The following is a 25,622-nucleotide window of genomic DNA, read 5'->3' as shown; positions in this document are numbered from 1 at the left end:
CCTCCTATCAAACAAACATTTGTTGTAGAAGTGCTTTCTTCTGTTCTTGCAAGTGTTCCAGCTTACGCTGATGAAGGGTGATGAGGTTGTCCAGATCCCGGAAAAATGAGCCTATTTTTACTTGTTCATTACTATCAATTGGTACTTTAATCTCAATTTCTGCTAAGTCATTCGAGTTGATTGCAGGATAACTTGTACCCGTACTTCTATCAAGAACAGTTTTAACGAAAAACTCCTCTTGCACACAGCTAAGTAAGAAATAACTATCAATACTTGGTCTCATTTGTGCGTAACCAGTTGAAAAAACATAGTTATCATAAGGCAAATCATATAAATAATTGTTCTTTTGATAAGGGCGAACTGTTTGATAAAAGACATCACCACGTTGTGCTAGCCGTTGAGCTCGAGATGGCGCTGATTCTTTTGATTCAGTACGATGAGTAATTAATTCAGTACCTACAACAGATCCCAAATCAACGTATTCAAACTCGTCGGGCAATATTGATTTTGGGTTAAATTCAGCAAGTTCCCCAAGCCTTCGCTGTTCCCAAGCGTCAGTGAATCCAGGGAATCGAACTTCAGGAAAATTTTCGCCATCTTTCGGAAACATTTTTTGAAGCAACCCAGCCTTCACATTTTTCACGTTATTTAACTTACGCTGATGAAGGGTGATAAGTTGGTCGAGGTGGGTGAAGAAGGCCGTAATCATCTCCTGCTCAGGCACGGAAGGTATGCGACACAAAACGTTAATAAACGAATCCCAATATAGTCTTTTTCTGAAGTCAGTAACTCCGTAAGAGAGATTGTCAATCTGATTAATCGCCTCATCTCGTCGTAAACAGTAATCCATAAATAAAGGATAAAGTTGTGCACTAGGAATAGCAGTAATATATGCAGGACTAACCATCCCTTCTGACTTTACAACCCCGATTGCCCCTTGCCATGCACGCATCATATTAAATACAAGATCACCGAGATATACATGTCTATATAGAGACTTATCTTCGCTTCTGCGCACATTTTTTCCTAAAGCATCACTATCTAATTCTTCGTTTGAGACACCATGATGGATGGAAACGGAAAGGATCGGTAAGGAATCGTTTCCACGTTCTTTCCTCTCTGTGTATATTTCCCCTAACTTACGCTGTTCCCAAGCATCCGTGAATCCAGGAAACCTTAATTTAGGAACATTTTCTTTGATTTCGTTCATTTCTGCTCTCCTTGTACTTTCCTAATTTCATACCCTTAAGGAATAATTGTACTACACGCTATTTCTATGGTTGGAATCCCTAAAAAGGGGATTACCACGTCTCTCTACGACCCGATTACCTCTCCGCCAATTCATCCGCCAGTTTGTAAATCGCATCGCGCAAACCGTTTCGATATTTCATTTTAGGCAAGGATTGCACTCCTTCGTCAAGCGCAAGTGTCATGTAGTTAGAGCTTGCTTGAGCGATGATGTCACGGATCTGACCGGTATCATCTAAATCTTGCATACCGTAGCGATGGCGGCTGAACAACTCACGCATCCCGGCACTTGTGATAATCTCCGTGATCCCCCACTTCACCCGGAAGTCAAGGAACATGCGATCCAAGCTAACATTGTTCGCTTGTTGGATGATCTGTTCACTGTCATTTAGCCTTGCAGGGTACGTGAAGTCAGAGCCTGCAGGGGGAAAATGACCTTTGATAATGGCATCCGCTGCATTCATGATCTTGGTCGCATAGTTGCGGTCATCCAATCCATTCGCAAATTGGTTGATTTTCTCCTGCGTCTCTTTGGCTTCTTCCTTCTTACCTTCGTGAACCTGGTTCAGTAATTGTTCAACGAGTTCAGTAAGATAATCATAGTCCACTTTAACATCCTTCACGTGAGTCATCCGCAGTTCGATTTGGTAAAGAGGAATCCTCTTCTCTTTAGCAATATGGGACTTTAGTTCATTGGTTAAGACCGTGGTCAGCATGACTTCTTGCTCGGAAGTCATCCCTAACTTTTCTAGTAACTCATCTGGATCGTCATAGTTAAATCCAACTTTTTCGCCATCCACTTCTTCAGGATCATATTGCTTTAATTTGGCCATGCCCCTGTTGTATTCACGGAGCAAATCAAGCATATCCTCCTTCTGTTTCTCAGAAGGCGGTAACTGTTGAAACTCCATCGTCATGCTGCTTAATTTTTCAACAACTTGTTTCACTTCGTTAAACACATCTTCAAACGGTTTGGCAATGATCCCGTCTTTTTCATTAGAATCGCGTTGTTCATCATCAGACAAAATAGCTGAATTTTTATTGGCATAAACTGCGAGCGCTTTATTCATCAACTTCTCGTTGTGCGCCGGCCAGCGGTAATTGACGATACGTCCCCAAGGTTTATCTTGCATATCCGCAATCCGGTTCGTTCGTGAATAAGCCTGGATTAACCCAGCACCTTTTAGGGTTCGATCCACATAAAGCGTGTTCAGCTCAGGCGCATCAAATCCTGTTAATAATTGATCCACCACGATCACCAAATCGAGGAACTTACCATCGGAAGCAGATTTATTCAAGCGCGAAGTCACGTCCTGGGTGTAGCCCGAAACGTCATCCATCCCGAAAGCTGTACCGAATTCAGCATTATAAGCTTGGATGGCCTCATACAAACCTTGATTTGTAGCAAGCATGCTTTCATTATTCGATGTATTTTGACTGAACGTCACGGCAACTTTTAGAGTCTGTCCGCCGTTCTTCTTATTTTCTTCATTAACACGCTGAAACTCCTTAAAATACATCATCGCCATTGGCGTGCTTGCCTTCCCGCCGCCCACATGCGTCGTAAACAAAGCATTGTACTTGCCTTCATTAGAACGGTTGCGCCAATGTTTGTAAATATCCTCCACGACCAGTTTGACATGATCCGGGTTTTCATCATAGAAGCTGGGCTCAACCGCATCATCCATATCTTCCTGGGAGAGATGGTTGATTTTTTGTTGAATTTGCTCCTCCGACCATTTTGGATATCGTTCACGGTAAAATGCAGGAAGATATACTTCCTTCATCTGTTGTTCGTCAATCGTTGTCTCAAAATCAACCTTGAAGCCTAACACATTCCGGTCCGCAATCGCCTCACGAATGGTATATGCATGTAATAACGGGCCAAAAATATCTTCCGTTCGAAGCCCCGTCGTTGTCTCATCAAACATTGGCGTTCCGGTATAACCCACCCAGGCCGATCTCTTAAAGGCTTTCTGGATATTTTTGAAGGAGTCGCCGCCTGTGGAACGATGTGCTTCATCCACGATAAACACGATATTCTTGTCCGGAGCTTGAAAAGATTTACGTTTCACTAACGTATCCAGCTTTTGAACGGACGTCACAATGATGCTGTTGTCTTTACTTTTCAGCTTACGACTCAAATCGGTTGTGTTATTGGTGTCTTGAACACTGCCAAATGTGTCTTCTGTCGCATCCGGGTCATAGGCTCTATAATTTTCATTCGTTTGTTTGGTCAAGGCTATTCGATCCACCACAAAAACAACCTTATCTACTTTCGGCAGACGGCTTGCAAGCCAGGCCGTCTTGAAGCTTGTAATCGTCTTACCTGATCCGGTGGTATGCCATATGTAGCCGATTTTATTTATGCCGTATTCAAAATCAGCACGTTTCAATCTCTCGATCACATTTTGTGTCGCGTACACTTGATAGGGACGCATTACTTTCAACGTGTTTTTATTTTTTGTTCCGTCCAAAATCATATAGTTGGTAGCCATTTGATGCGCCATTGGAATCGAAAGCATGGAATCCGCAAATTCTTTCCAGCTGCGTACGATGGTATTGTCACTCTTGCGCTGCCAGTTAAAAGCGAAGTCTTTATTAAATTTATCTGGCGTCGTATTTGCCATGTACTTTACATTGTTTGGCGTGATCGCCACCAAAATCTGCAAGGTTGAGAAAATATCACGATATTGATGTTCATCCGCATATTGCTTCATTTGATTGAGAGCTTCATTGACATCACGCGTGTCCGTCTTTTCCTCAATTTGAATGATGGGCAGACCGTTAATCAGAAGCGTCGTGTCAAAGCGGCGATTTAGTTTCCCTGTGATTACGGCTGGCCGTTCAATTTGATTGACCACTTGATACACAGTATCTCCAGCGCCGATTTGCTTCTGATCAAAAACAGTAAGAAACACATGACGTCCATCGTCCAAATCGATCTCGATTTGCGACACTCCGTTAAGGCCGTACAGAAACTGCCCTGCTTCATAAGGGGTCTTAATATCCGAGATAATCTTCTTTACTTGATTAAATTCCACAACACTTAAAGGATGTTCCAAGGTGTTCTGATTGTGTTGTTCCAGGATGGCCTTGAAGTTATCCCAGAGCTGTTCTGTCGTTTTAATATGTGGTTCATATTTCCACAGTTTAGTTTTCACTATGTAATCAACATTTGATTCTTTGGCAACAAAGCTGCCTATTCCTTCAAGATGTTCTTGTTTGGTAATGGTGCCACTTGTAAGGTATTGAATTAACTCCGTTTCAAATTGATTCTCGGTCATTTATGGATTGCCTCCCTAAGCTTTTCTAATAATATGTGAATTTCCAAATTTGCCGCTCTTTTTTTTAACGCTTCTAGTCTCAGTTGGTAGAAATAAAGATCACCGATTATCCGCTGTCTATCTATTGGTGGCAAATCGGGTAACTCAAGTTCTTTCACTTGTTTCAGCGTATATTTTAGAACTTGAGAACCTTGCAATTCCTTTTGAAACTGTTTCTTGATGAATGGATCTTCATTAAGCAAGAAGGCAAGATATTTTGAATCAACCTTGTTACTAGCCACTAACTTGACGTAGTTTTGTGTGTAGAGATACCCCCGATGCTTCACACCAACGATAGCTGACTTTCCCGATATCAGACTGAAAACAACATCACCATGACATAGTGTATTGACCTTATCAAAAGTTCGCACTTGTTTGCCGTCACTACCATTAGAATCCATATCAACCAAATCTGCTTCAAGATCGGATTGTCCATAATAGGTATACTGTGGAGCCGATATATCAGATGTTTCTATAATTCTAAATTGTGGCGAACCACTTACAAACTCTACCATATCCTTTAATTTATTCATATGAATTCGTGCCTTTCTTAAATTAATTTTTTCTTGATGTTTCCATTCTATCTGATTGATATTGAAATGGCAATATTTATTTTTTTAATTTCTACAAATTACATTTTACGTATGGGAGGTTGTGCTCAATTCTAACCAAAAAAGTTGTCTGCCCAGTAAAGAGCAAACAACTTTATTTTGACTAACAACGACATACAACCTTCGCTAGGACTGATCTCCCTTTCCCTACCCATGCCTAAGCTGAATCTAGATGCCCCAAGTTTCAAGTGCTTTATTCGCTAGGTAAGTTGCTCGATCCTGAATTGCATTTTCATCCCAAGCATCTTCGTTAAGATAGGTTGAGAATGTCTCGATTCCTTCCGCATATTTTCTTAGTCCGCCTTTATCACCCTTACCGTTTTTCTTTGTCGCCCAGTCAGAATCACGGATGGAGGCGTTCAATGCTTGAGTGATAATCGTAAGATTCCCAAGCGTGAGTAATTTTCTGTCACGGAAGTCTGCGGCCGCTTTATCCCCTGTAAAAAACCAGTTATTACGCCATTTCTTAGGCATTATATGCTCAAGGCTATATTTGCTGATGCCGAGCAACTGTGTGGAGTGGCGGCGGCGATCACGGATTTTAGATTCTATTAAGTAAAGAACTCCTGCCGCATACTTGTTCGTCAACAACGACTCGTTGAAGGCCGTCTTGATATTATCGTCGGTAGGCATACGGTTAATTTTGTCATCCTGACTACTAAGGTAGCTAATAAACTCATCTTTTGAGAATACGCGATTCAGTATTAAGCGATCAGAGAATAGTTGGTTATAATTTTTCGTAGTCTCCCTCGTTACTAGTCGTCGCATTATATATGATTCTAGGTAACTATACAGATCGTTCCGCACTGTTATATTAGGCACGTTACGTTCAACGAACAAAACATAAGGAATTAGAGTGGCGGTGTCCAAAGCGAAGATAATTGCATTGAGACGTTCGATTCCCTCTGCTGATGATAGTTCATTATCAATAATATCTGCGTTAATCGCTTTTTTGAAGACAGCGGCATATTCACGGATTTCCTCAAGAACAGAAAGCTTGTCACCTCCGCAGTATTCCTTAATGAAACGTTTATAGGAATCGAACAGTTTATCTACTTTCGAGAACGCCAATTTGTCATCAGTATTAACTTTAAACGTGGGGTCTTGTATTTTTATTTGGAGAAATGAGAAGAAAAACAGATCGGTAAATGTCCTCTTCAGCCTACCGGTTGTAACCTCTCTATCCCAATATTCCTTAGTTTCATCGTCTTTCTCAAAAACATTAAGCCAGTACTTCTCGTATTCCGCAATATCGTTTCGGCCAAAGAAGTAATTCTTCAATAGTTCAGCTGTAGTCAGACGAACCCCGAGCGAGTTGATAGTATCAAAAATCTGCTGCTCATCTTCATCAGAAGCAAGATCAATGCCGACAAACAAAATAGCATGGCATACTATATCGAAATCTATCTTGCTCGGGTCTAGGTTGTCCGCAAAGTATTGATACGCAAGGGAGATGTTGTCTTTACGGTTAGTTGTCTGAATACTATTCAAATCCATAATCGTGTTATACGCCTCAATATCGTTGTGATTGTGTTTTAGGACATTGCTTTCATCATCAAGTCGAAAACGTTTGTCGAACTTCTTTAAGCTGTTGTTCTTAAGGCACAGCACTTTAAGCAGAATACTCAACGTTGTGAGCCTCTGCTGACCGTCGATTACAGTACGAACATCCCCAACTGTGCTTGATGTGTCTGTAAGTTGTTGCTTCAATATCACCGACCCCATAAAGTACGGTGTTCGTGTCCGGCTTACGTTCTCAACGTCTTCGAGCAGACGTTCCCACTGGGTTTCCCCCCATACATAGGCACGTTGAAAGAACGGAATCTCAAGTATTCGGCTTCCGTTGAAAATTTCGTTGATTGTACGTTTTCCTGCATCCATTGCAAAATCCCCCCGTTTAACATATCTGCTTACTTGTATGTATCTCGTGCTTACAAATCACACACGATTCGAAGTTTGTCATAACTTCTTCAAATATTTCTATTTTCTTTTTGCTTCTCTTTCAATTGCTTGAACATCTTCTCTACAGTACTGGCCCCGATACAAGGCCGTAAAATTTAAAGCAGCTACGGCCCTACTCGACTATATGCAACCTACTCCAAAACCAATTAGACTCTTCAAGACATCTAAGTTTTTCTCTCGTCTTTGTCTGCAATAACAATAAGCACAGATCTTCTTGGCCTTAGCAAACTTCCTTGTTCCGTTCGGTCAATATTCTTCGTCGATGACATCAGCCTTAGATGTATTGCGCCGAGAATCCTCCATCCACAAATATTTGATACTTCGCCATTCAAAACCACTTTCTAAGCTTCTAATTATTCCTTTTATTACACTAAGGAATAAGCATTTTAGTATACAAAAGACAGACTATTCATCTGTCTTTTTTTCGACTAGAAGTCAAGTCTATAGTAATCTGTTTATCTATTGGTATACCTAGTAAATCGCATATTCTCTGTTTATCTATTCGATTGGTATCATACATATAGAGATGATTAATTACTAACAATTTCAAAATACTTAGAGCCATTACGTTTTTTTCTACATCTTCCTTCAGTAATTTTATATCTGGATAGGGTAGAGAACGTAATTGATCAAGTTTTATAGCAATTTCAATTAATCTAATTGATGTGAATTTATTATTTTCTGTAATCTGACTGAAGGTATTTCTCATATTTTTTGAACCAACTGACTCTGCTATTTTGATGAATATCTGATATGAGAGGACACAGCAAATATTGAAAAGTAATTTACCAGCTAATTTCGAGTCATGGTGACTTTCATTAGTTTCTTGTTTTTCAATTATTTTCTGTAAATTAATCGCTACATTTTCTACATTATCGGTAATTAGTGATAAAAATGAATTAAGTGTTCTTAACCCAATCATATAAACTTCTTCAGTAAGAATATACTTTTGCTCCGCTTCGATTGAACCATAATAATTTTTCAAAATCTGTCCTAACAATTCGATTGTTTTAAAAGCTACATTCAGTTTAGTTACAACATCCATTACTGAATCTTTATTTTTTCTGCGGCGATAATGACTAGTAATTGCTGATTCACGTCTGCCTAGGTCCGCCTCATCCTTTGCAATTAGCCTCTCTTCACGATGCTTCTTCACTTCAATGTTACGATAAACAAGTTTAGGGATTTCACTAACCAATGTGTTTAGTGAACCAATATCGTCTTCTAATTTTGTAGGCGTGAACTCATCAAATATTTCCAGTGCCTTTTCATATAAACTATCAAGGATATATGGATCTTTTGATAGATGAGTCAAAAACATGATAATATTGGCATTTTCTTCAATATGAAGATGTAGACACATGTCCTTAATTATTGCCCTTATATCAGGGTTAGTAATTCTAGAAGAGAGATATTTTGCTACAAAATAATAATAAATATAATTGAGTTTGAATCGATAATAATCACCTAACTTTTCAAGTATAGATGAGTCAACAAGCCTTGTTACGGTTCTTTCATACTCATGATCTAGATCATATTTCTGGCATAGGTAATTGTTAAATCTCCATAACTCAGTGTCTGAAATTTCGTAGACTTCGTTTTTATAAACGTAATATGCTAATTCTGAAATATAGGTATAATATGCGTCAAGTTCTTTAGGTTGAATGTCAATATTAATAAAAGATTGTGTTATAAGAAGTTCATAATAATAACCATATGCAGAGTCCTTATATGAATGTGGGATATCACTTTCTGCTGTTTGTATAATAATCAATAAAAAGAAAGGAAACGACGGGACAAAATTATTACCTATTACAGTATTTATGTCAGCAGTAATCCTATCGTTTTTTTCCAGCAAATCAACTTCAGAGAGGGCACTATTACCGATATTATTCCACTTATCAATCAATTTGGACCTTTGATAATGACCAAACTGGAGAATTTCATACTTTTCAAATTGCTCAAAAACTTCATTCTTTTCTTCGCTAATTTCAATTATATTTGAAAATTTCAACATTTCGCTGCCAGTTATGATGAGATTCGGATATACTTCTTTAATTTGCTTTAAAAGCCTTGACATAACTTCACTTGGCTGTTTGAATTTCTCCATATCATCAATGATAAGAATTTTCTTTTTATGGTCTAATTGCTTATATCGTTCAATCATTTCTTTTGAGTATTGTATTGAGAAATTTTTATATACTGTTTTATTAAAGTCCTCAAGAGATCTAGCTTTAATATCGACCGCATTTATATAGACCGGAACATATCCCTTGTTATAAAAATGGGAATATATCATTTTGCATAAAGATGTTTTACCTGACCTCTCTGAACCAAAAACAATCACATTAAGTTTGCAATCTAATGTTATTTTTTCTAGATTTATAATTTGCTCAAATTTACTTGTTTTCTCATCAGATATAACTATTTTAGCGTCCGGGTATATGTAAATATCACCTAGTATTACTTTGGCTTTCCGAGGATGCTTAAGATTAATTTCTGGGTCATCTAATTTTGCTTGATAATTATCTGACAATATGAAATGAGTACTACGGGCTGAATTGGCATGGTAATAATTCATCCAGCCAGAGGCGTAACTATTAGAGTAGTAATCCTCGTTCCAAGTAAATCGGGTAATCTTTTGCAATTCTTCTTCTAAATCGAACAAAATAAAATTAAAATTACTTATATGTTCTACACCAGTTTCCTGCAGAACCCCCCCTTCGATATACTGCACTCTCTCCCCATCAAAATTTTCAATTTTCTTTGCAGTTGCAACATGCTCATGGCCAGTAAGAATAAGATCAGAATATTTCTCTAATACACTCCTAAGTGCTCGTCCATTCTCTGGTATATACCAATTGTTCGGATGATGGATAGCAGAAATTATTAAATCTCCTTCAACTTTAGACAAATGTTCTGTATATCTCTCTACCGGAAAGTACAAGGTGCCTGGTGTCTCTTTCCTTTCTGATATCCATGAAGAATTAAAACAGTTAAATACAATTTTTTTACCGTTTAATTCAAAGGAATATGTTTTTAATAGTAGTTCATCAAAAATTAAAGCTGATGTTTCCTCATAACATTTAAGATATTCAAAAAATTCTTTTTGTGGATCAGTAAGAATACTAATTTCATCCTTAGTAATACTACTCATCCCTGATTGAATATTTTTTATAAGAATACTTCGAACAGGTAGCTCTGGTAAGAAACAATCATGATTGCCGGGAATAATTAAAATAGAGAGCTCTATCCTTTTTATTGAAAGTATATCTTTTTTTATGTTATCTATCATTTGCATAACTTGAAGATATTCTATCTCTCTTCCTGAAAATGCGCTGTCACCTGTAATAATGATAAAAAGATGGTCCAACTGATATATATACTCTTGTAAAGCCCATGGAATTTTATCGTGCTTACTAAGAATACTATTGTTTTGAGCTTCTATATGTATATCACTTAGTTGCAACAAACCTACTATCATACACTGACCACCTCTATAATTTTGGATTGATAATAAAAACATTGAAAGTAAATCTTTGTAGAATAGCAAATCATTTATCTAGCCCTCAATGAGGGAAGATTGGACCAGCGAGGTACTTTATTATCTATGCGCATGCGGAATGGATAATAATTATCAGTTTATACAGCATTCCCGATATCATCAGGTTTCCTTGGATTGACTGCAAGAATATAACGACCTTCAGCTAGCGTTTACTCGACTTCACCAATCGGAACTTCGACAGAGGATCGAATTGAAAAGAGCCCTTGACCTCTCCGGCTTCCATTCATCAGGGAGCTGCAGCCAGCAACAGATTATGCCTTAACACGGCTAAAATCTTCTTCAATGTTAGACATACAATTAATAAGTTTAGTATAAACCAACCTACTTCTATTAATGTTCATTTTCCGCCTCTAACATATATTCCTCTCTTATCTGTGACAACGTTTTACCACTTTCTTTATGTACAGCAAAGACATAAGTTTGAACGCTTGACCACCCATAAATCTCCTTTAACCAGGTTTGCATGGATACTTCCTTTCCGTTTACTTTGACATTTCCACTCGACAAAAGGATTGCCTCGTCCCCTTTCCCTTTAGCAACGATAATATCTCCCTCTCTTACTACTCCCCAGCTGAGCATAGCATCGATCTTAGGTAGGTTTCTTCTGGTAACATCCTTCTTGCTTTTGTAGACGGGGGTTAATGACTTTTCCAAAAAATTAATATAGTAGTCATCATAATCCGCAACAGGAAGTAGCTTCTCTGCGTTAATATAAACGTCACCATTAATTTTATAGGGAACTAATCTAAAACAACTGATATCTACGTTGTTGCTATTCAACCAGGCAACTGCGGAAAGTGTTTGATCATCGAACTCTGAGGCTACTAATATGATCCGTTGCCTATTATTAAAAGCATTCACTGCTCCGTTTCTTTCTAAAAACTCATTTAACTTTCTGATACCAATTTCATATGAAGTTAATTCGCTTGTTTCGAATTCATTTGGATACTTTTCAATATATGGGGCATAAACCTTTTTAACTAGCTCATCTGTGGACTTAATAGTTGCATAACTGGCTGCGTAACGAATAGCCTGGAATTCAAAGGCTTCCTTTCGATTCCCTATATCTCTACGATCCCTTTTGATCTCAATCAATACTATGTTGCCATTGTTGTCGATAGCAGTTAAGTCGCTTCTGCCGTTCTTTTCATTTTTAACTTGTCTCCCTACGATGAGCATAGATTCTTCTTCATCGCATAACATAAAGACACTGTTCCTCAAGATTTCCTCCAAATCACTCTCCACCATACCTAGTTCCATAAACGTCACAGATTCAATCTTCTCAGCCCTAGCACCTTGAATGAAGTACATATAAACCCTCCAGTACCTGATTTTAAAAATCAAGCCTTCTTCACTACTAGTATTTTGTTAAAGTTCAACGCTTAGTAAAGATGTTGCGTTTCATGCCGAAGCGTCACCCGTAATCTACGACCGTGCAAATGAACTTGATATAAGGGTTAGCTCAGCACTACATACCGCCCAATCCCTGCAATTAACTTTTGCATAATGGTCAAGCAATTGTTGGAAATACAAGCCTCTTCTCGTTCATGTATTTCTCCGGACCGAACCCCAGCTATTCGCAATTCAACGAGCGACTGATGAACTTTACGGACCACCCCAGCGTTTACCATTGATTTTTGCGTAATATAACTATGCGGGGCTGCTTCGGCCTGATGCAGCATCAGCTGTCGAACCACCCAGAACAACTGATCCTCATCAAGCAAACGAAGCCTTCTGCCCGCTAGCTCTAATGCTGTATTGGCGTGCACCATGCCCTGGAGAGTCTGGACTTCTACATTAAAAATAGAGCCGAAGCGTTCGCAAATTCGCTCAAGCAATTGATGCCCTTGTGAATAGGATGGGACAATCAGCACCTTAGGGGATAGCGGATCTTCTATTATTTTCTGATACAATCGATCTACCAGGTCCATGCCAATTCTCCTCCCTCTTAATTCTATATACCTAAATTCGTCAAAGTTCCCACTGTCCCTTCCTAACACAATAAAAAACAAATTACGGCAAATTTCTCTCACTTAAAGGGAATGATTGATGTTCTGTTTGGAGAAAAACATCGAATGCTGCTATACCTTCCATAAGTTCTACTATGACCAAGTCCTTCACAATAAACCGAATCACTCCGTAGACTTGTTGTTCAAATGAATCATAAATCCGACCAGCGCTCCGACATCCTTTAGGCACCGTATGTGTGCTGTTCGCAACGTAACCGATCTTTCCAATAGGAGGAATAACCGCCTGGATCGCCTCCTCGTCATACGGATTGCCAGGATCTTTGACAAGCTGCACGACCATCCCCGGCTTCAAAAAACTCGTGCCGAAATAATGCGAGGTACCTGTTATTGCAATAAAAGCTTGCTTCATGTATACCTTCTTTCCGTTTCTCACTGAAACTCCTAGTATTTGCACTCCGGAAGTTTAGCCTAGTATCGTTGATTATCATATTTTATAGTTCTAAATGAACAGCTGTTTGTCAGCGAATGCATGTTCTTGAAATTAAAAAGCCCATGGATTAATCCATGGACTCTGCTGAATGTCCTATTAACATCTTTACGAATTTAACATCAGCCGGAGCAAATTCATACTCTCCAAACTCTGTTGGATATACCCACATATACTGGTCGTGATCAACTAACACTATTTCTCCACTCACAAACATAGCCTTATGGGCATACAAGCGAATATGTGTCGATCCATAATAATGGTCATGTTCACCATACGACTCATACGGTTGAATTTGAATATTCATTTCTTCTTGCAGTTCTCTTTTTATACAATCTTCAATCGATTCATTATGCTCGATTTTGCCACCGGGGAATTCCCATAAACCTTCTTGCGCCTTTCCCATCTTACGTCTGGCTATTAAGATTTGGCCGGCTTCATTTTCAATGATGGCCGCTGCTACCGCGAGCATCGATTCACCCCCTACCCAATAGCCTTATTTGCTGCCGGTACTAATTCCGGAGGCATCTCTTCTTTCAACCTCCACACAATACTCATTGGTTTATTGCCTTCATGCCTCACATACTCAGCTTCTCCTAAGAAAACAAAAGGCGAAGTATAATTATTCTCCTCTTTGTATTCACGGACAAATAATGCAATTCTGTTTCCCGTCTGTCTATGATGGATATATCGCTTAGCCGTATTCGTTTCTTCCGAAATACGACTTTGTGTTTGCCAGTGAAACAGGCGTTCATTTATGGCGTAATCTTCATACAAAGTAGAAGGAGAAAAGTCCTTGTCGGATTTATTTAGCGTAATAAAGAAAATATCCGTTTTCTTATCCTCGAAATATTTCACACCCTCACGAAAGGCTGGGGCCTTCTCTTCATTCCAAAAACCAAAGGCCGCCAAAATTTGGTCCGTTGAATATGTACAATGTAAGTCTAATGGACATACGAATGGGAATTCATTCTTTTTATCAACAAAGTTAATGTGTGCGTAATTATGCTTTAATATTTCAATGATCTCATCCCTGAACTCTTTATAGGAAACAATAGACTGAATAGCCTGGTTAATGTCCAGAAAACCTTGTTTCTTCGGTTCTGATCGGTAGAAGGTATAGTAAAACATATTTAACATCAGTCGTTCTTCTTCTGTACGTGCGGCTTTCCCAGGATCCTCAAGATAGTCGATTAAAAAACTTAGAAATCTCCTGGAGTTTATGCTTAATAAAGCTGGAATACGTTTTATCAGATACTCCATATTCTCGAATTCGAATGGTTCGATCAGATCCGCCTCAGCCATCAATCCTCGAAATGTCCGTCTCCCATTACGTCCACCATAAAACTCGTAAAGACTCATTCCGTGATACTGAGTAAAATGATCAAGTGTCAGGCTTAATCCGGTATCTTCTGTAAAGTGTTTCAGCTTCTCAATAAGACTTCTCTTATTGATTGTGGTTTGCTTAATATTTCTCAGGATGTATTCCTGAGCTTGCCTCTCAAGCTGAATAAAGCTTCCACGTGGCAGGCTCGAGAAACCATTCTCGACATAATGCTGTATAGAATGCTTTGTTTTACCAAGCACTGCTCTAAACTTCTCCTGGAAATTATATTCTTTATGGGCTTGCCCAATAAAATCAAGAACCGTTAAACATTCTTTTCCTTCTGCCAAACGAAGTCCACGTCCAAGCTGTTGTAAGAATACGGTCAAGCTCTCTGTGGGACGAAGGAATAAAACCGTGTTAATCTCCGGTATATCTACCCCTTCATTATAAAGATCTACAACGAAGATCACTTTGATTTCCCCTGACACTAATCTTCTCTTTGCAGAGCTCCGCTCATCGTTACTTGACTTTCCATGCAAGGCAGTCGCGGCTATCCCCGACTCATTGAAAACTTTAGCCATGTAAAGTGCATGATCAACACTCACGCAAAAACCGAGGCCCTTCACTTCATCCAAATCGGTTACATATTTCTTTAGACTGTTTATAACTTGGCTTGCCCGAATTTTATTATGGGAATATAAATTTTCAAGCTCATTTAGATCGTATCCTCGCCTTGACCACTTGACCTGAGACAAATCGACATTATCCGTCACACCGAAGTAATGAAAGGGACAGAGCAGTTTTCGATCAATGGCATCTGTTAGGCGTATCTCTGCTGCAATTGTATCATTAAAGTAGTGCAAAATATCTTTCCCATCCATTCGCTCAGGCGTAGCTGTCAAACCTAATAAAATTTGTGGCTGATAATATGCCAGTAGCGTTTGATAAGAAGGGGCTGCGGCATGATGAAACTCATCAACGATGATGTAATCATAAAAATCCCGAGTGGTTTTTTCAGTGAGTTTTAAAGTATTGAAGCTTTGAATACTAATAAATAGATGATCAATCGAATCGGCCTGGTTACTCCCTACGTGAAGTTCTCCAAAATTCAGGTCTTTCAATATAAAACGGAAGGTGTCCAAGCTTTGCTTTAGAATTTCCTCACGATGGGCTACGAAGAGTAATCTCGACTTTTGATTCCGGGCGGCAAACCGTTTGTAGTCGAAAGCAGAAACAACCGTCTTTCCTACTCCCGTAGCCGCCACTAGTAGATTTCTCGTTCTTCCATATATCACTCTCTGAGCCTCGAGCTTCTCAAGGATTTCCTTCTGATAATCGTAAGGCGTAAGGGTAAATGGGAAGGTTACCTGAATTCGCTCATGTTCTTTCTTTTTGCCAAGTGCCTGCTGGAGAAGCAATTGATGCTCCTGATCCGCAAAGGAAAAACTTTTAAATTCACGATCGTTCCAATAACTCTCAAAGGTTGCCTCTATCTTCCGTAGGACGTCATAAGAATCCTTCTCCGTAACTTTTAAGTTCCATTCTAAGCCACTCGTAAGAGCAGGATTTGAAAGATTAGATGATCCGACGTATGCTGTAGTAAATCCAGTGTCTCTTTTAAACAGATATGCCTTCGCATGTAACCGTGTTCGCTCTGTATCGTATGAGATTTTGATTTCTGTGTTCGGGAGTTTACTTAATTCTGTCACAGCCTTGTAATCCGTTGCTTCCATATAGGTCGTTGTTATGACACGTAACCGGCCTCCATTTGCCGTGAACTCCTCTAACTGCTCCATTAGGAAACGTAGCCCGCTCCATTTAATGAAAGAAACCAACAGATCAACCTGATCCGAAGTAATAATCTCTGCTTTAAGCTCACTCATCATATTAGGCTCAGAATGTGAACCCGTAAACAATGAACTTTGAGACAAGGGGGTTGTAGGACGATGAACCTTAGACTCCTTGATGCCTCGAATATGATTTAGTTTGGAATAGACATAGGTTAAAACCTCACCCTGTTCATCAAGCTGCCACTCCCTTAATTCTTCATTGTCCAGTGTGTTACGTAGAGTGGCAATAATTTCATTACAGGCACGTACCTGTAAAAGGAGTGCTTCATCATCATTGCTACTTTCCCGAATGATTTTCAAAGCTCTACGAATCACGGTGCCTAAGTAATTAGAGAGCACCTTGCGTGCTTCCTCCGGATCTAATGGCTCAATCCCAATTTCGTATAAGGAACTATCCAAAGTCAATAATTCTCTTCTAGTAAGATTATTTATAATCTGCTCATAAAGGCCCTGTTTCATATAGCAGCAACTCCTTAATTGTTTGAGCAAGCGATTTAATATTTGAAAACCCCCTCATCACTGAAGGGGTCCCTGCTTCTGCTCTTTACGTTCAAAATGATGATGCAGCCTATATAGGCAGATTTCTTTCGTCCACTGGTGCAAAACGGCTCCATGCTCAGGGGCAGGTTCAAATCTTAGACTAAACACACCCTCCTCGAAGCGGGTCATACTGCCTTTAGCCGAACCCCATTTTGTCATTGGCATCCGCTCGATGAGCTGGCTAACTCCGGTCTCATTGTATTCCCAGAGTCGTTTCGAATCCTTATCGGAGAAATCGATTCTTCTCCGGTATTCCTTTTCCATTAGGTATTCGTGGAAGAATGGCGCTACTTCCTGAGGGGGAACTGATTCTGCCCAATGTTCGGGCCCACGCTCGAGCATATACAGGAGCACGATCATTTTATAACTCTTGGTCATGACGGTCTTCTCGACATCACGTAGCCAAGCCTCATATTGATAATAAATCTCCTCCTCTTCCTTCGTTAAGCATTCGGCCCAGAGGAGAAATCCGATATAAGAACCGAATTCATTCCGATATTCCCAGCTGTTCGAGCTCCCATGAAGGTGAAGCTCCAAATATGTAGGGATTCGACCGAGCTCATTCTTGAGATCAAGGAAAGAACGGTGCAGACGCTCGCGATGTGGCAGTTTCTTACGGCTTAGTTCATCCAGGAGGTTAACAACAGATGTCTCCAAATGGAGTTCGCATCCATCCGGCACAGTCGGGATGATCGGTTCCTTTACCGTTTTCTTTCCGTCACCGTCAGTGGCGAATAATCGAAGCTTCACGTCTGCATTACGATAATTTCCGATGAGGTCAATGATTGTGCAATGCGTCTTTTGCTCCGATAACCGCAGTCCCCGGCCAACCTGCTGTGTAAATACGGTTAAGGATTCGGTCGGTCGGACAAAAAGCAGGGTATCCACACTAGGAATATCCACTCCCTCATTGAACAAATCTACCGTAAATATGACTTCTAAATCTCCTCTATCTAGACGGTCTATTGCCTCTCCCCTCGTGATTCCTACGGCTCCAGAGTGAAGGCTGACCGCAGCTACTCCTCTATCTTGAAAATACCCCGACAAAAAATCCGCTTGTCGGATTGATGAGCAAAAGCCAATCGTCCGTGTTTGCTTATGCTCGTTCCAGGCATCGTAGATCTTGTCTGCCAGCGACTCTCTCAACTGAGCTGCAGTCAACTGCTCGTCATCATAATGCGTTCCGAGCCACCGAATGGATGAATAATCTGTATCGTCATAGACCCCGTAATATTGGAATGGGGACAACCAGCCGCGACGGATGGCTTCAATGAAATGAATCTGGTACGCGACGTTGCCATTACAAAGGGCATACACATCCTTCCCATCCATTCGGTCTGGTGTTGCCGTGATGCCAAGTAAAAACTTCGGCTTAAAATACTGGATAACCGATTGGTATGAGTTTGCAGCTGCATGATGGAATTCGTCCACCACGATAAGATCAAATCCGTCCGGTGCGAACGATTCACGATGCTTCTTCATCCCTAGCGTGTAGATTGAAGCAAACACGCAATCCGCGTTCCCTTCTTTTTTGACACCGTTATAGATACCGAAAGTTTTGTCCGGCATGATGCGCTGGAATGACCGTTTGGCTTGATAAAGAATTTCTTCTCGATGCGCAATGAACAATACCCGTTGAAAACGCTGGGCGAAAAAACCTGCTAGATAGGTTTTACCGAGTCCGGTGGCCATAACGACCATGGCTTTGTCATATTCTTCTTCTAACGTTCTCTCTAGAGCGTCAAGAGCATCAATCTGAGCAAAACGTGGATGAATAGACGCTTGTTCGTCTTCAGAAACCTTATCCTCAACAGGATCGCTAGCGTTTTCGGTTCGGTACTCATTCTCCTCCATTTCGGTTATCATTCGAATTAACTCTGGATTTTTACGGTGGTACGCCCGATATTCTTCTTCATACAGAGAAATGGTGTTGTCATTGAGCGGCAGCGTAGAATCGTGATAAAAGTTTTGCATAAACTTTTCAAGCGCGACTTGGAACGTATAAGGCTCGGCCTTTGCATTCATAGCCAGGTTCCACTCCATCCCCATTCTCATGGCGGACATGGAGAAGTTAGAGGAACCGACGATAAGGAGCCCTTCACCGTTTTCGTAGTCAAACAAATAGGCTTTTGGGTGAAAGGAAGTCCCCATACTGCGCCATAACCTTGCCTCCAGTCGGGTATCGATATCACGTAATGCCTGCAAACCTTCAGGCTGCGTAACGAATAAATAATCCCCAGCGAGAACCTTTACCTCGGCTCCCCGTTCGATCGCACCTTTCAAATGGGGCGCCAACAAACGCACTCCCTACTGCATAACGAACGAAGTCATAATATAGATTCCGGAAGCATTCTGCATCCCGGTGATTAAATCGTCTGCTAAGTTTTCTGTTATTAGTTTGACATTAAGCGTTGTCGTCGACATCAATTAGATACACCCGTTCTTGGAATCCGCCTCGAGCTTCCGCCTTCTTCTCTCTCAAGGCTTCAAGCTCTTCCCATGTTGCTCCATGTACGACCGCCAATGCCCGGATAACCTCAAGCATATCTGCAAGCTCTTCCAATGACTCCTTTGAACTTTCAGCGGCAAAGTATTCCTCCGACTCTTCTTTAAGTTTTATGATCAATTCTTTCTTATACTCTTCCTCATCCAAGATCCGTGTGCGAAATTCTTTGCCTGTAGCTTCAATGACTTGGGGGATCAGATCCCGAACTAGCTTATTGTAAACCGGCATAGATTCTCATCCTTTACATGGTTAATTATGTATTTACATTGTATCATATCAAAATATCGTTCGAAGAAGCTTCCTTGCGTTAAACGAAGTTTATAAGTTACCTAGATGAGGAGCTCTACTTTTAGGCATTCTCTTGAACCACGTCTTATTGCCATCGATTTAATTTACCCGTTACAATCGCTGTTAGGCTACTTGTGTGTATCACTGCAAAATAATAGGCTGTAGACTTTAGCAGCTACAGCCATTAATGTAACGTAAGAGCGATATTAACGTTATAAAATTAAAGCATTCATTGAGTACAACTAATTCAAGAAACCTTCATGTCATTTTAACAGACCCGTTATTTCGTCTATTGTTTATTGATTTTTGATTACTCTATATTATCAAGAAAGTCATGAAATATTTCTCTTGATACTACGCCAGCTTCAGGTATAATTTCCTTTACTTTTTCTATAATAAAACGGTTTTCACGTATTATTCGTCTATTTTCTTCACTGGTAAAACTCCTTAAAGAGTCAATACAGACTTCAAATAAATCAGCGTCCTCAACACTCGCTAAAGTTAGTAAAATTTTTAACTCTTCCAAATTGGAGTCATCACCTAAACAATAAGCTAATTTTTTTTGCCAACCTAGAGATTTTGTCAATAGGTCATTTGATAACTTATTCCAATCTTCTTGTTTAAACATTTTAATTAATTTTTCAGCAGTTAAACAACCAACGTCATACCAGTAATTATCTGCATCTTGAAAATCTGTTAAAAGTGTATCAAGTTCCTTATACATTTTAATACCTCCTTCTTTTATTTAAAACCTGGCGTCGGCTTTGTTCCTACTGGATAGGCTGAAATCACATCATCGCCCATTTTAATAACATCTATTTTTACCCCATTGACAGTTCCAGTGTGCAGTGTTTTTACACCTTCTATGTCAACACGAGTACCAATACTTGGCTTATCACCAACTTCTTTAACAGCATTGATTACCTCAGTATCAGTCCATGAGTCTGGAAAAATAGTACTTGACTTAACATTTGAAATCTTCCCATCTGGAAATTGTGTGTAAAATTTTATATCTTTTGTCCCATCAGGATTAATTCTTAATTCCTCTACCGCGAAATCAGGATGCGAATTATTTATATTAGGTGAATGACCTCCCACAACACCATTCGGCTTTTTTGATGTTGGTTCGTTTCTTCTCCCAAATAGTATCTTTTGTTCGATCTCTGGACTAATTATAGTTTTGTTTAAAACTACACTTTCACCAGAACCACCATTATCCGCACCCTCTACCTTCTTCGGCGTTCCCCCTCCATCTTCATCACGCTGCAATCCATCATTACCTTTTCTAACTTCATACTTAACCCTTGGACTCAATATATCTTTCGGTTTCATAAGAGGTACTGTTGCACCCGTAGCAATTCCTGCTGCTCCTATGATACTAGCTACATGTTCTGTAGACCAAGCCTTTGTAGGAAAAATAGCTTCTCTAATAGTTCCATGTACTCCAAAGGTCATGCCATTGGCGAAGTCATTCGGGGAATCAAATAGCTTATCAGCTCTTTCGACATATCCTTGGTAAGCACCTTTGGGTATGCCAGCTGTCCAGTAATCCAGAAAGCTCCACACCGAAGAATACCGTTTATCATATCGCTCATTAGAAGCATCCATTATTCCGTTTCCTAATTCCTTCAAGCTGCCCCAGGCCTTTTCAAGCCAAGTTTTGGGCTCCTCTTTTCTGCCTACCAGAGCAAGAGGCAATAGCTCTTCATCTACTAATATAAATCGATAAGCAATGCGTTTTAATTCATCACTAATTGAACTCATGTATTCAATCGTCCGGGTCATTTCACTGCGGGCTCTATGAAAGTCTTCAAAAAAACGCTGCCGCGTCGTCCCCTCCCACATCAGCATGGCATTCATTTGATGGTCAAGTGAACTTATCATCCATTCCATTTGCAGGGACTGTAAACGGAACTTCTCAGCGACTTGAATCAGCAATTCGGGTGGAACCTGGATTTTGGGCATTTATATCACTCCATTATTTGCTAAACAGATTATACCAAAATACAAATAACTGGAAAACATTCCAAGGTCCTGAATTTCTCGCCTTTGCCCGATCAACCTGATAGATTCGGTCAAACGGTATCGCTTCATTCATCGGTACCCTCCGTTGATTAAGACTGGCTTGTGTTATGATTACACAAACATCCCTAAAATACAAAGAAGCTGTCCCAAAAGCCATCATCATGGCAATGGAACAGCTCCTCTCTTATTTAGGTTAAAAAGAGTCTGCTTTTACGGTATTTCATCGTTCGTTCATCCTCGATCAAGCCGCTCCAGTTCATCCCGAAGGCAAAGTCATATACATGCTTCTCCGTATCGACATGGCATTCCATATCGTGCGCGACATCTTCGAACTGCTCTTCGACGGTTCGCATATGGGCGGGCATTTGCATCGGCAGCAGCCCGGACGGCTCCGCTGCTCCCGTCAATACCTCCATCATCGCCTGATCCTGAACGCCGAAGTTTGCCAGAATGGCGTCCACTTCCGCTTCAAATTCCGAAACAACCGTTGGATTGGTTAACAGTATTGAGACGATGACGGGTTTTCCTTTCATTTTTTCCTTCGTCTCCAGTACCATATCTAAGTCCGTCGTATTATGCGGAGTGACGGTTTTTCCCTTGTAAGAACGGTTCCGCGGTTCATTCCCGTGTTCATCGCCGGCCAGGCTGACTTCCCGGGCATATTCCGCCGTATACGGCTTGTACTGCAGGCTGATCGGCACATAACCGTTCCCGCCCTGCTCCTCATCCTCTTGGCTGTAGCCGGTACCGGACTTCGGTGATGTGATAAAGACAAGGGCGAATTCCGCTTCGTCCGGATTGTCGGTTACTTCGAAATATTTCGAGACGACCTCCAGGTTGGCCGGATAATCGTAGCTCTCCGGCGTCGGATTACCGAACCAGTCTTTCCCCGGCGGGAGAAAACGTTTGGGGATGTATACTTTGCTCTTCGCACGAAGCGGAAGCACCCCGTTTTTGTTTTTGAGCATGACGATCGATTTAAGCTGCGCTTCATAACCTTCCCGCATATATTCGGGGTTGCCAACCAGCTTGACGCTCTCATGTGGATCGAGGTACGGATTTTCAAACAAGCCGAGGCGGAACATATTTTTCAGCAGCCGGACGGCCGATTGCTCGAACCGTTCACGCATATAGGCTTCACCGTGTTCGCGAACCCCCAGCTTGTAAGCCTCCAACACCGGCTCGATCTCATTATTGCCGCCGAATTGGTCAACCCCGGCCATCAGCAGCATGTAATGGCGCTCGGCCACGGTCAAATCCTCTACGCCCCATGGTTTTCCGCTCAGAAAAGAATCCTTGGGACCGGAGACGTCGGCCGTGATCATCCAGTCCGTGCATACGACGCCGTCATAGCCGTATTTCCCGCGCAGCAAATCCCGAATCAGGTACGAATTATAGGAGTTGCCGACATTTTCGCCGTTTACGGTGTCCTGACCGGAGGAGATCGTGTAATACGGCATGACAGCTGACGCCTTCTCAGTTTTGCCGTCCAGCTTGAATGCCCCGTCAACAAAAGGCACCAAATGCTCGTCAAAGTTGTTTCCCGGATACACCGCATACTTCCCACAGCTGTAATGGGCGTCCCTGCCGGCTTCGCCCGATCCTCCTCCCGGCCAATGCTTCACCATCGCATTGACGCTGTCATAACCCCAACCGTCCGCGATTTCCCGTTCGCCTTCGGAAGCTTGGAAGCCGTCGACATAAGCGCGGGCCATATCGGCAGCAAGCTTCGAATCTTCGCCAAACGTGCCGTTAAACCGGAACCAGCGCGGCTCCGTGGCGATATCGATTTGCGGAGACAGGGCGGTTGCTAGCCCTAACGCGCGATATTCCCGGGAAGCGATCACCCCGAACTTCCTCGTGATCTCGGGATCGAAAGTTGCAGCCAGGCCCAATGTCTCGGGCCACATCGAGATATGACCGCCCGCACCCGCGTTGAATTCGGAGCTTGAATCCGAGGCATGGCGGGGATCGGAGCTATTGTTCGCCGGAATACCGAAGCCGGTTCCTTCGGCAAACGCCTGTATTTTGTTGTTCCAGCGCGCCGCGACTTCCGGACTTTCTACCGCGGTCACAAGCACGTGCCGCACATGGTCTTTGACCAAAAATGCGATCTGCTCATCGGTCAGTTCCCAAGGCTTCGCTCCGCTCTCCTCATACGTTTTCCCGCCGTACGTGCCTGAGAACCAGCCATTACTAAGCGCAGGAATCGACTGATGGCGGCTGTACAGCATCAGGCCGGCCATTTGCTCGACCGTCATTTTCGACGCCAGGTCTTTCGCCCGTTCCTCCGGCGACAACCGCCAGTCCTCATATTTGTCCAGCTTGCCGTCACGGCTTAAATCCTTGAAGAACAAGCCGTCCTGCTCGATCAGGCCCACGCCCGATTCCTGATTGTAGCCCAAAGTCGGGCCGCCGGGATTTTTTACATATTGAACGGTTTCTTCTGTCTTATTGATCGTATCTAGAGTATGGTTTCTCATGTTCTCTCTCTCCCCGATTCTCTTTATTTCAATCCGAGTTTACCTTCAGTTCATAGTTGCAGGCGCAAGGCTGCTGTCAACAGCTTCGGTTCCGTTATCTGTAGCTACCGGTTCGCCTACTTCCGGCAGCGGCTTGATGGATACCATGCCGATTGCCGTGAATATGGCAAGGACGAGGTAGAAGAACGTCCAACTGCCAATTCCAATCGACGTGCCTGCGCTTAACAGAAGCGGTGCAATCGCCGGAACGATCGATTGCGGCAATGCGTTTGCCACGTTCATAATGCCAAAGTCTTTGGCTGAGTCTTCTTTCCGCGGCAGAATGCGCGCCACCAAAGCCATATCGACGGCGGAAAAACAGCCGAATCCGAGACCAAGCACCGCGGATGCGATGACATAAGCCAAGTAATGAGGAACAAACGCAAATATCAGTACGGCAATCACCATAATGAATGCAGACACATACAAGAACGGTTTCTGCTTCCGGAATTTATCCGATAACACCCCGCCGAAAATACTGGTCAACGACATGGCAATCGTGGAAATAATATTCACGCTAGCCACGCTGGCCGTAGCTTGGGCTTCCGTGTAACCCATCCGGTTGACGAGCATCACCGTGAGGTAAAGGCTGCTGCAGTACCCCATCATCATCAGAAATTTCGAAGCGACCGCCCAAGAAAACGCCGGGAACCGCCGCGGACTTGGGTAAATCTTGCTCAGTTTCTCTCTGAGCGGCACGACCGTGTTATCATCGCCGATAATTTCCACTTTTCCTTCTTGAATGAGAAACAAGCTGATGATCGGACCCACGATGCCGATCGCGGCAATAAGTGTCCATTTCGCGGCTGAGGAGACGTCCGTTAACAATGTCATCAATACCATCCCGACTACGATCCCGAGCGGTAAGGACATGCCGAGCAGTCCGGAAATCGTGCCTTGTTTTTCTTCTTTCACCTGATCGGGAATAAGTGCCGTGTACGCCGCCATCCCAAAGTTGAAGAACAGCTGCGCAATCGCCCATCCTACGATGATGAGCCATAACGAGGATGTCCAGCCAATCATCAGAAGCGCAGCGCTGCCGACCAAAGGTCCGAGCAAAATCCAGGTGCGCCGCCGTCCGAATTTATTGATCGTCCGATCGCTGATCGCACCGCCCAAAGGGTTACCGATCAAGGCGAAGAAAGCGCCGATTCCGGCCACGAGACCATAAGACGACGTATATCCATCCGGATCGATCTCAATCATCTTAAATGTCAACAACAATGTCGCCGGTGTCATGAGTGCGACCATCATCAGGCCGTAGCCTAACATCACGCCGAAAGTCAATCGGCCAAAAGGGGTTTTGACCTGTCCTTTTACTTTAGCTCCAGCCATTTATATAACCTCCTATGATCTTGAAAACGATTACAACCAAATTATAAAAGAAACCGCCTT

At 41.9% G+C, this 25,622-nt stretch carries 15 protein-coding genes and 1 pseudogene; all 16 read right to left on the bottom strand.

Translation table 11 applies throughout. The features are described from left to right. Positions 1 to 7 precede the first annotated feature (7 nt). The gene (locus tag MKX98_RS05600; protein ID WP_339221927.1) at positions 8 to 1,210 is read right to left on the bottom strand and encodes a restriction endonuclease subunit S; all 1,203 of its coding nucleotides are present in this window, start codon (positions 1,208 to 1,210) and stop codon (positions 8 to 10) included. A gap of 115 nt (positions 1,211 to 1,325) precedes the next feature. Continuing rightward, positions 1,326 to 4,535, bottom strand: a complete 3,210-nt coding sequence (locus tag MKX98_RS05595) for an HsdR family type I site-specific deoxyribonuclease (RefSeq protein ID WP_339221925.1) — start codon at positions 4,533 to 4,535, stop codon at positions 1,326 to 1,328. After that, positions 4,532 to 5,107: a restriction endonuclease subunit S gene (locus MKX98_RS05590; protein ID WP_339221924.1), complete on the bottom strand. Its 576-nt coding sequence runs from the start codon at positions 5,105 to 5,107 to the stop codon at positions 4,532 to 4,534. Before MKX98_RS05590 ends, MKX98_RS05595 begins: the two co-directional genes overlap by 4 nt. A gap of 246 nt (positions 5,108 to 5,353) precedes the next feature. Next, on the bottom strand, positions 5,354 to 7,066 hold the full coding sequence (locus MKX98_RS05585; protein WP_339221922.1) for a DUF262 domain-containing HNH endonuclease family protein: 1,713 nt from the start codon (positions 7,064 to 7,066) through the stop codon (positions 5,354 to 5,356). A 490-nt stretch (positions 7,067 to 7,556) separates the two neighbouring features. Then, positions 7,557 to 10,631: a metallophosphoesterase gene (locus MKX98_RS05580; RefSeq protein ID WP_339221920.1), complete on the bottom strand. Its 3,075-nt coding sequence runs from the start codon at positions 10,629 to 10,631 to the stop codon at positions 7,557 to 7,559. 411 nt (positions 10,632 to 11,042) lie between these two features. Beyond that, entirely contained in the window at positions 11,043 to 12,023 is a 981-nt protein-coding gene (locus tag MKX98_RS05575; RefSeq protein WP_036661803.1) for a hypothetical protein, read from the bottom strand. 146 nt (positions 12,024 to 12,169) lie between these two features. Continuing rightward, positions 12,170 to 12,643 (bottom strand): hypothetical protein, encoded by a 474-nt coding sequence (locus MKX98_RS05570; RefSeq protein WP_339221916.1) that lies wholly within the window; start codon positions 12,641 to 12,643, stop codon positions 12,170 to 12,172. A gap of 82 nt (positions 12,644 to 12,725) precedes the next feature. Then, positions 12,726 to 13,091 carry an HIRAN domain-containing protein gene (locus tag MKX98_RS05565; RefSeq protein ID WP_339221914.1) on the bottom strand — a complete coding sequence of 122 codons (366 nt, stop codon included), beginning with the start codon at positions 13,089 to 13,091 and terminating at the stop codon, positions 12,726 to 12,728. 148 nt (positions 13,092 to 13,239) lie between these two features. Beyond that, positions 13,240 to 13,641 (bottom strand): 8-oxo-dGTP diphosphatase MutT, encoded by a 402-nt coding sequence (mutT, locus tag MKX98_RS05560; RefSeq protein WP_339221912.1) that lies wholly within the window; start codon positions 13,639 to 13,641, stop codon positions 13,240 to 13,242. Between the two features lie 11 nt (positions 13,642 to 13,652). Further along, positions 13,653 to 16,805: a DUF3427 domain-containing protein gene (locus MKX98_RS05555; protein WP_339221911.1), complete on the bottom strand. Its 3,153-nt coding sequence runs from the start codon at positions 16,803 to 16,805 to the stop codon at positions 13,653 to 13,655. A gap of 57 nt (positions 16,806 to 16,862) precedes the next feature. Continuing rightward, positions 16,863 to 19,310 (bottom strand): annotated as a pseudogene (locus MKX98_RS05550) (DEAD/DEAH box helicase family protein). Beyond that, positions 19,291 to 19,620: a nucleoside triphosphate pyrophosphohydrolase gene (locus MKX98_RS05545; RefSeq protein ID WP_339221909.1), complete on the bottom strand. Its 330-nt coding sequence runs from the start codon at positions 19,618 to 19,620 to the stop codon at positions 19,291 to 19,293. The pseudogene MKX98_RS05550 and the gene MKX98_RS05545 overlap by 20 nt, the downstream one beginning before the upstream one ends. A 370-nt stretch (positions 19,621 to 19,990) precedes the next feature. Next, the gene (locus MKX98_RS05540; RefSeq protein ID WP_339221907.1) at positions 19,991 to 20,404 is read right to left on the bottom strand and encodes a hypothetical protein; all 414 of its coding nucleotides are present in this window, start codon (positions 20,402 to 20,404) and stop codon (positions 19,991 to 19,993) included. A gap of 17 nt (positions 20,405 to 20,421) precedes the next feature. After that, positions 20,422 to 21,645: an EndoU domain-containing protein gene (locus MKX98_RS05535; protein ID WP_339221905.1), complete on the bottom strand. Its 1,224-nt coding sequence runs from the start codon at positions 21,643 to 21,645 to the stop codon at positions 20,422 to 20,424. Positions 21,646 to 21,893: 248 nt separating this feature from the next. After that, a complete protein-coding gene (locus tag MKX98_RS05530) occupies positions 21,894 to 24,188 on the bottom strand; it encodes a glycoside hydrolase family 3 N-terminal domain-containing protein (protein ID WP_339221903.1) in 2,295 nt (764 codons plus the stop codon). A gap of 45 nt (positions 24,189 to 24,233) precedes the next feature. After that, positions 24,234 to 25,562 carry an MFS transporter gene (locus MKX98_RS05525; RefSeq protein WP_339221901.1) on the bottom strand — a complete coding sequence of 443 codons (1,329 nt, stop codon included), beginning with the start codon at positions 25,560 to 25,562 and terminating at the stop codon, positions 24,234 to 24,236. Positions 25,563 to 25,622 lie beyond the last annotated feature (60 nt).

Origin of the sequence: Paenibacillus sp. FSL W7-1332 (assembly GCF_037969785.1) — a bacterium.
Classification (GTDB): domain Bacteria; phylum Bacillota; class Bacilli; order Paenibacillales; family Paenibacillaceae; genus Paenibacillus_AQ.
The sequence above is the reverse complement of the archived record's forward strand: the minus strand, read 5'-3'. Positions and strand labels throughout refer to the sequence as shown.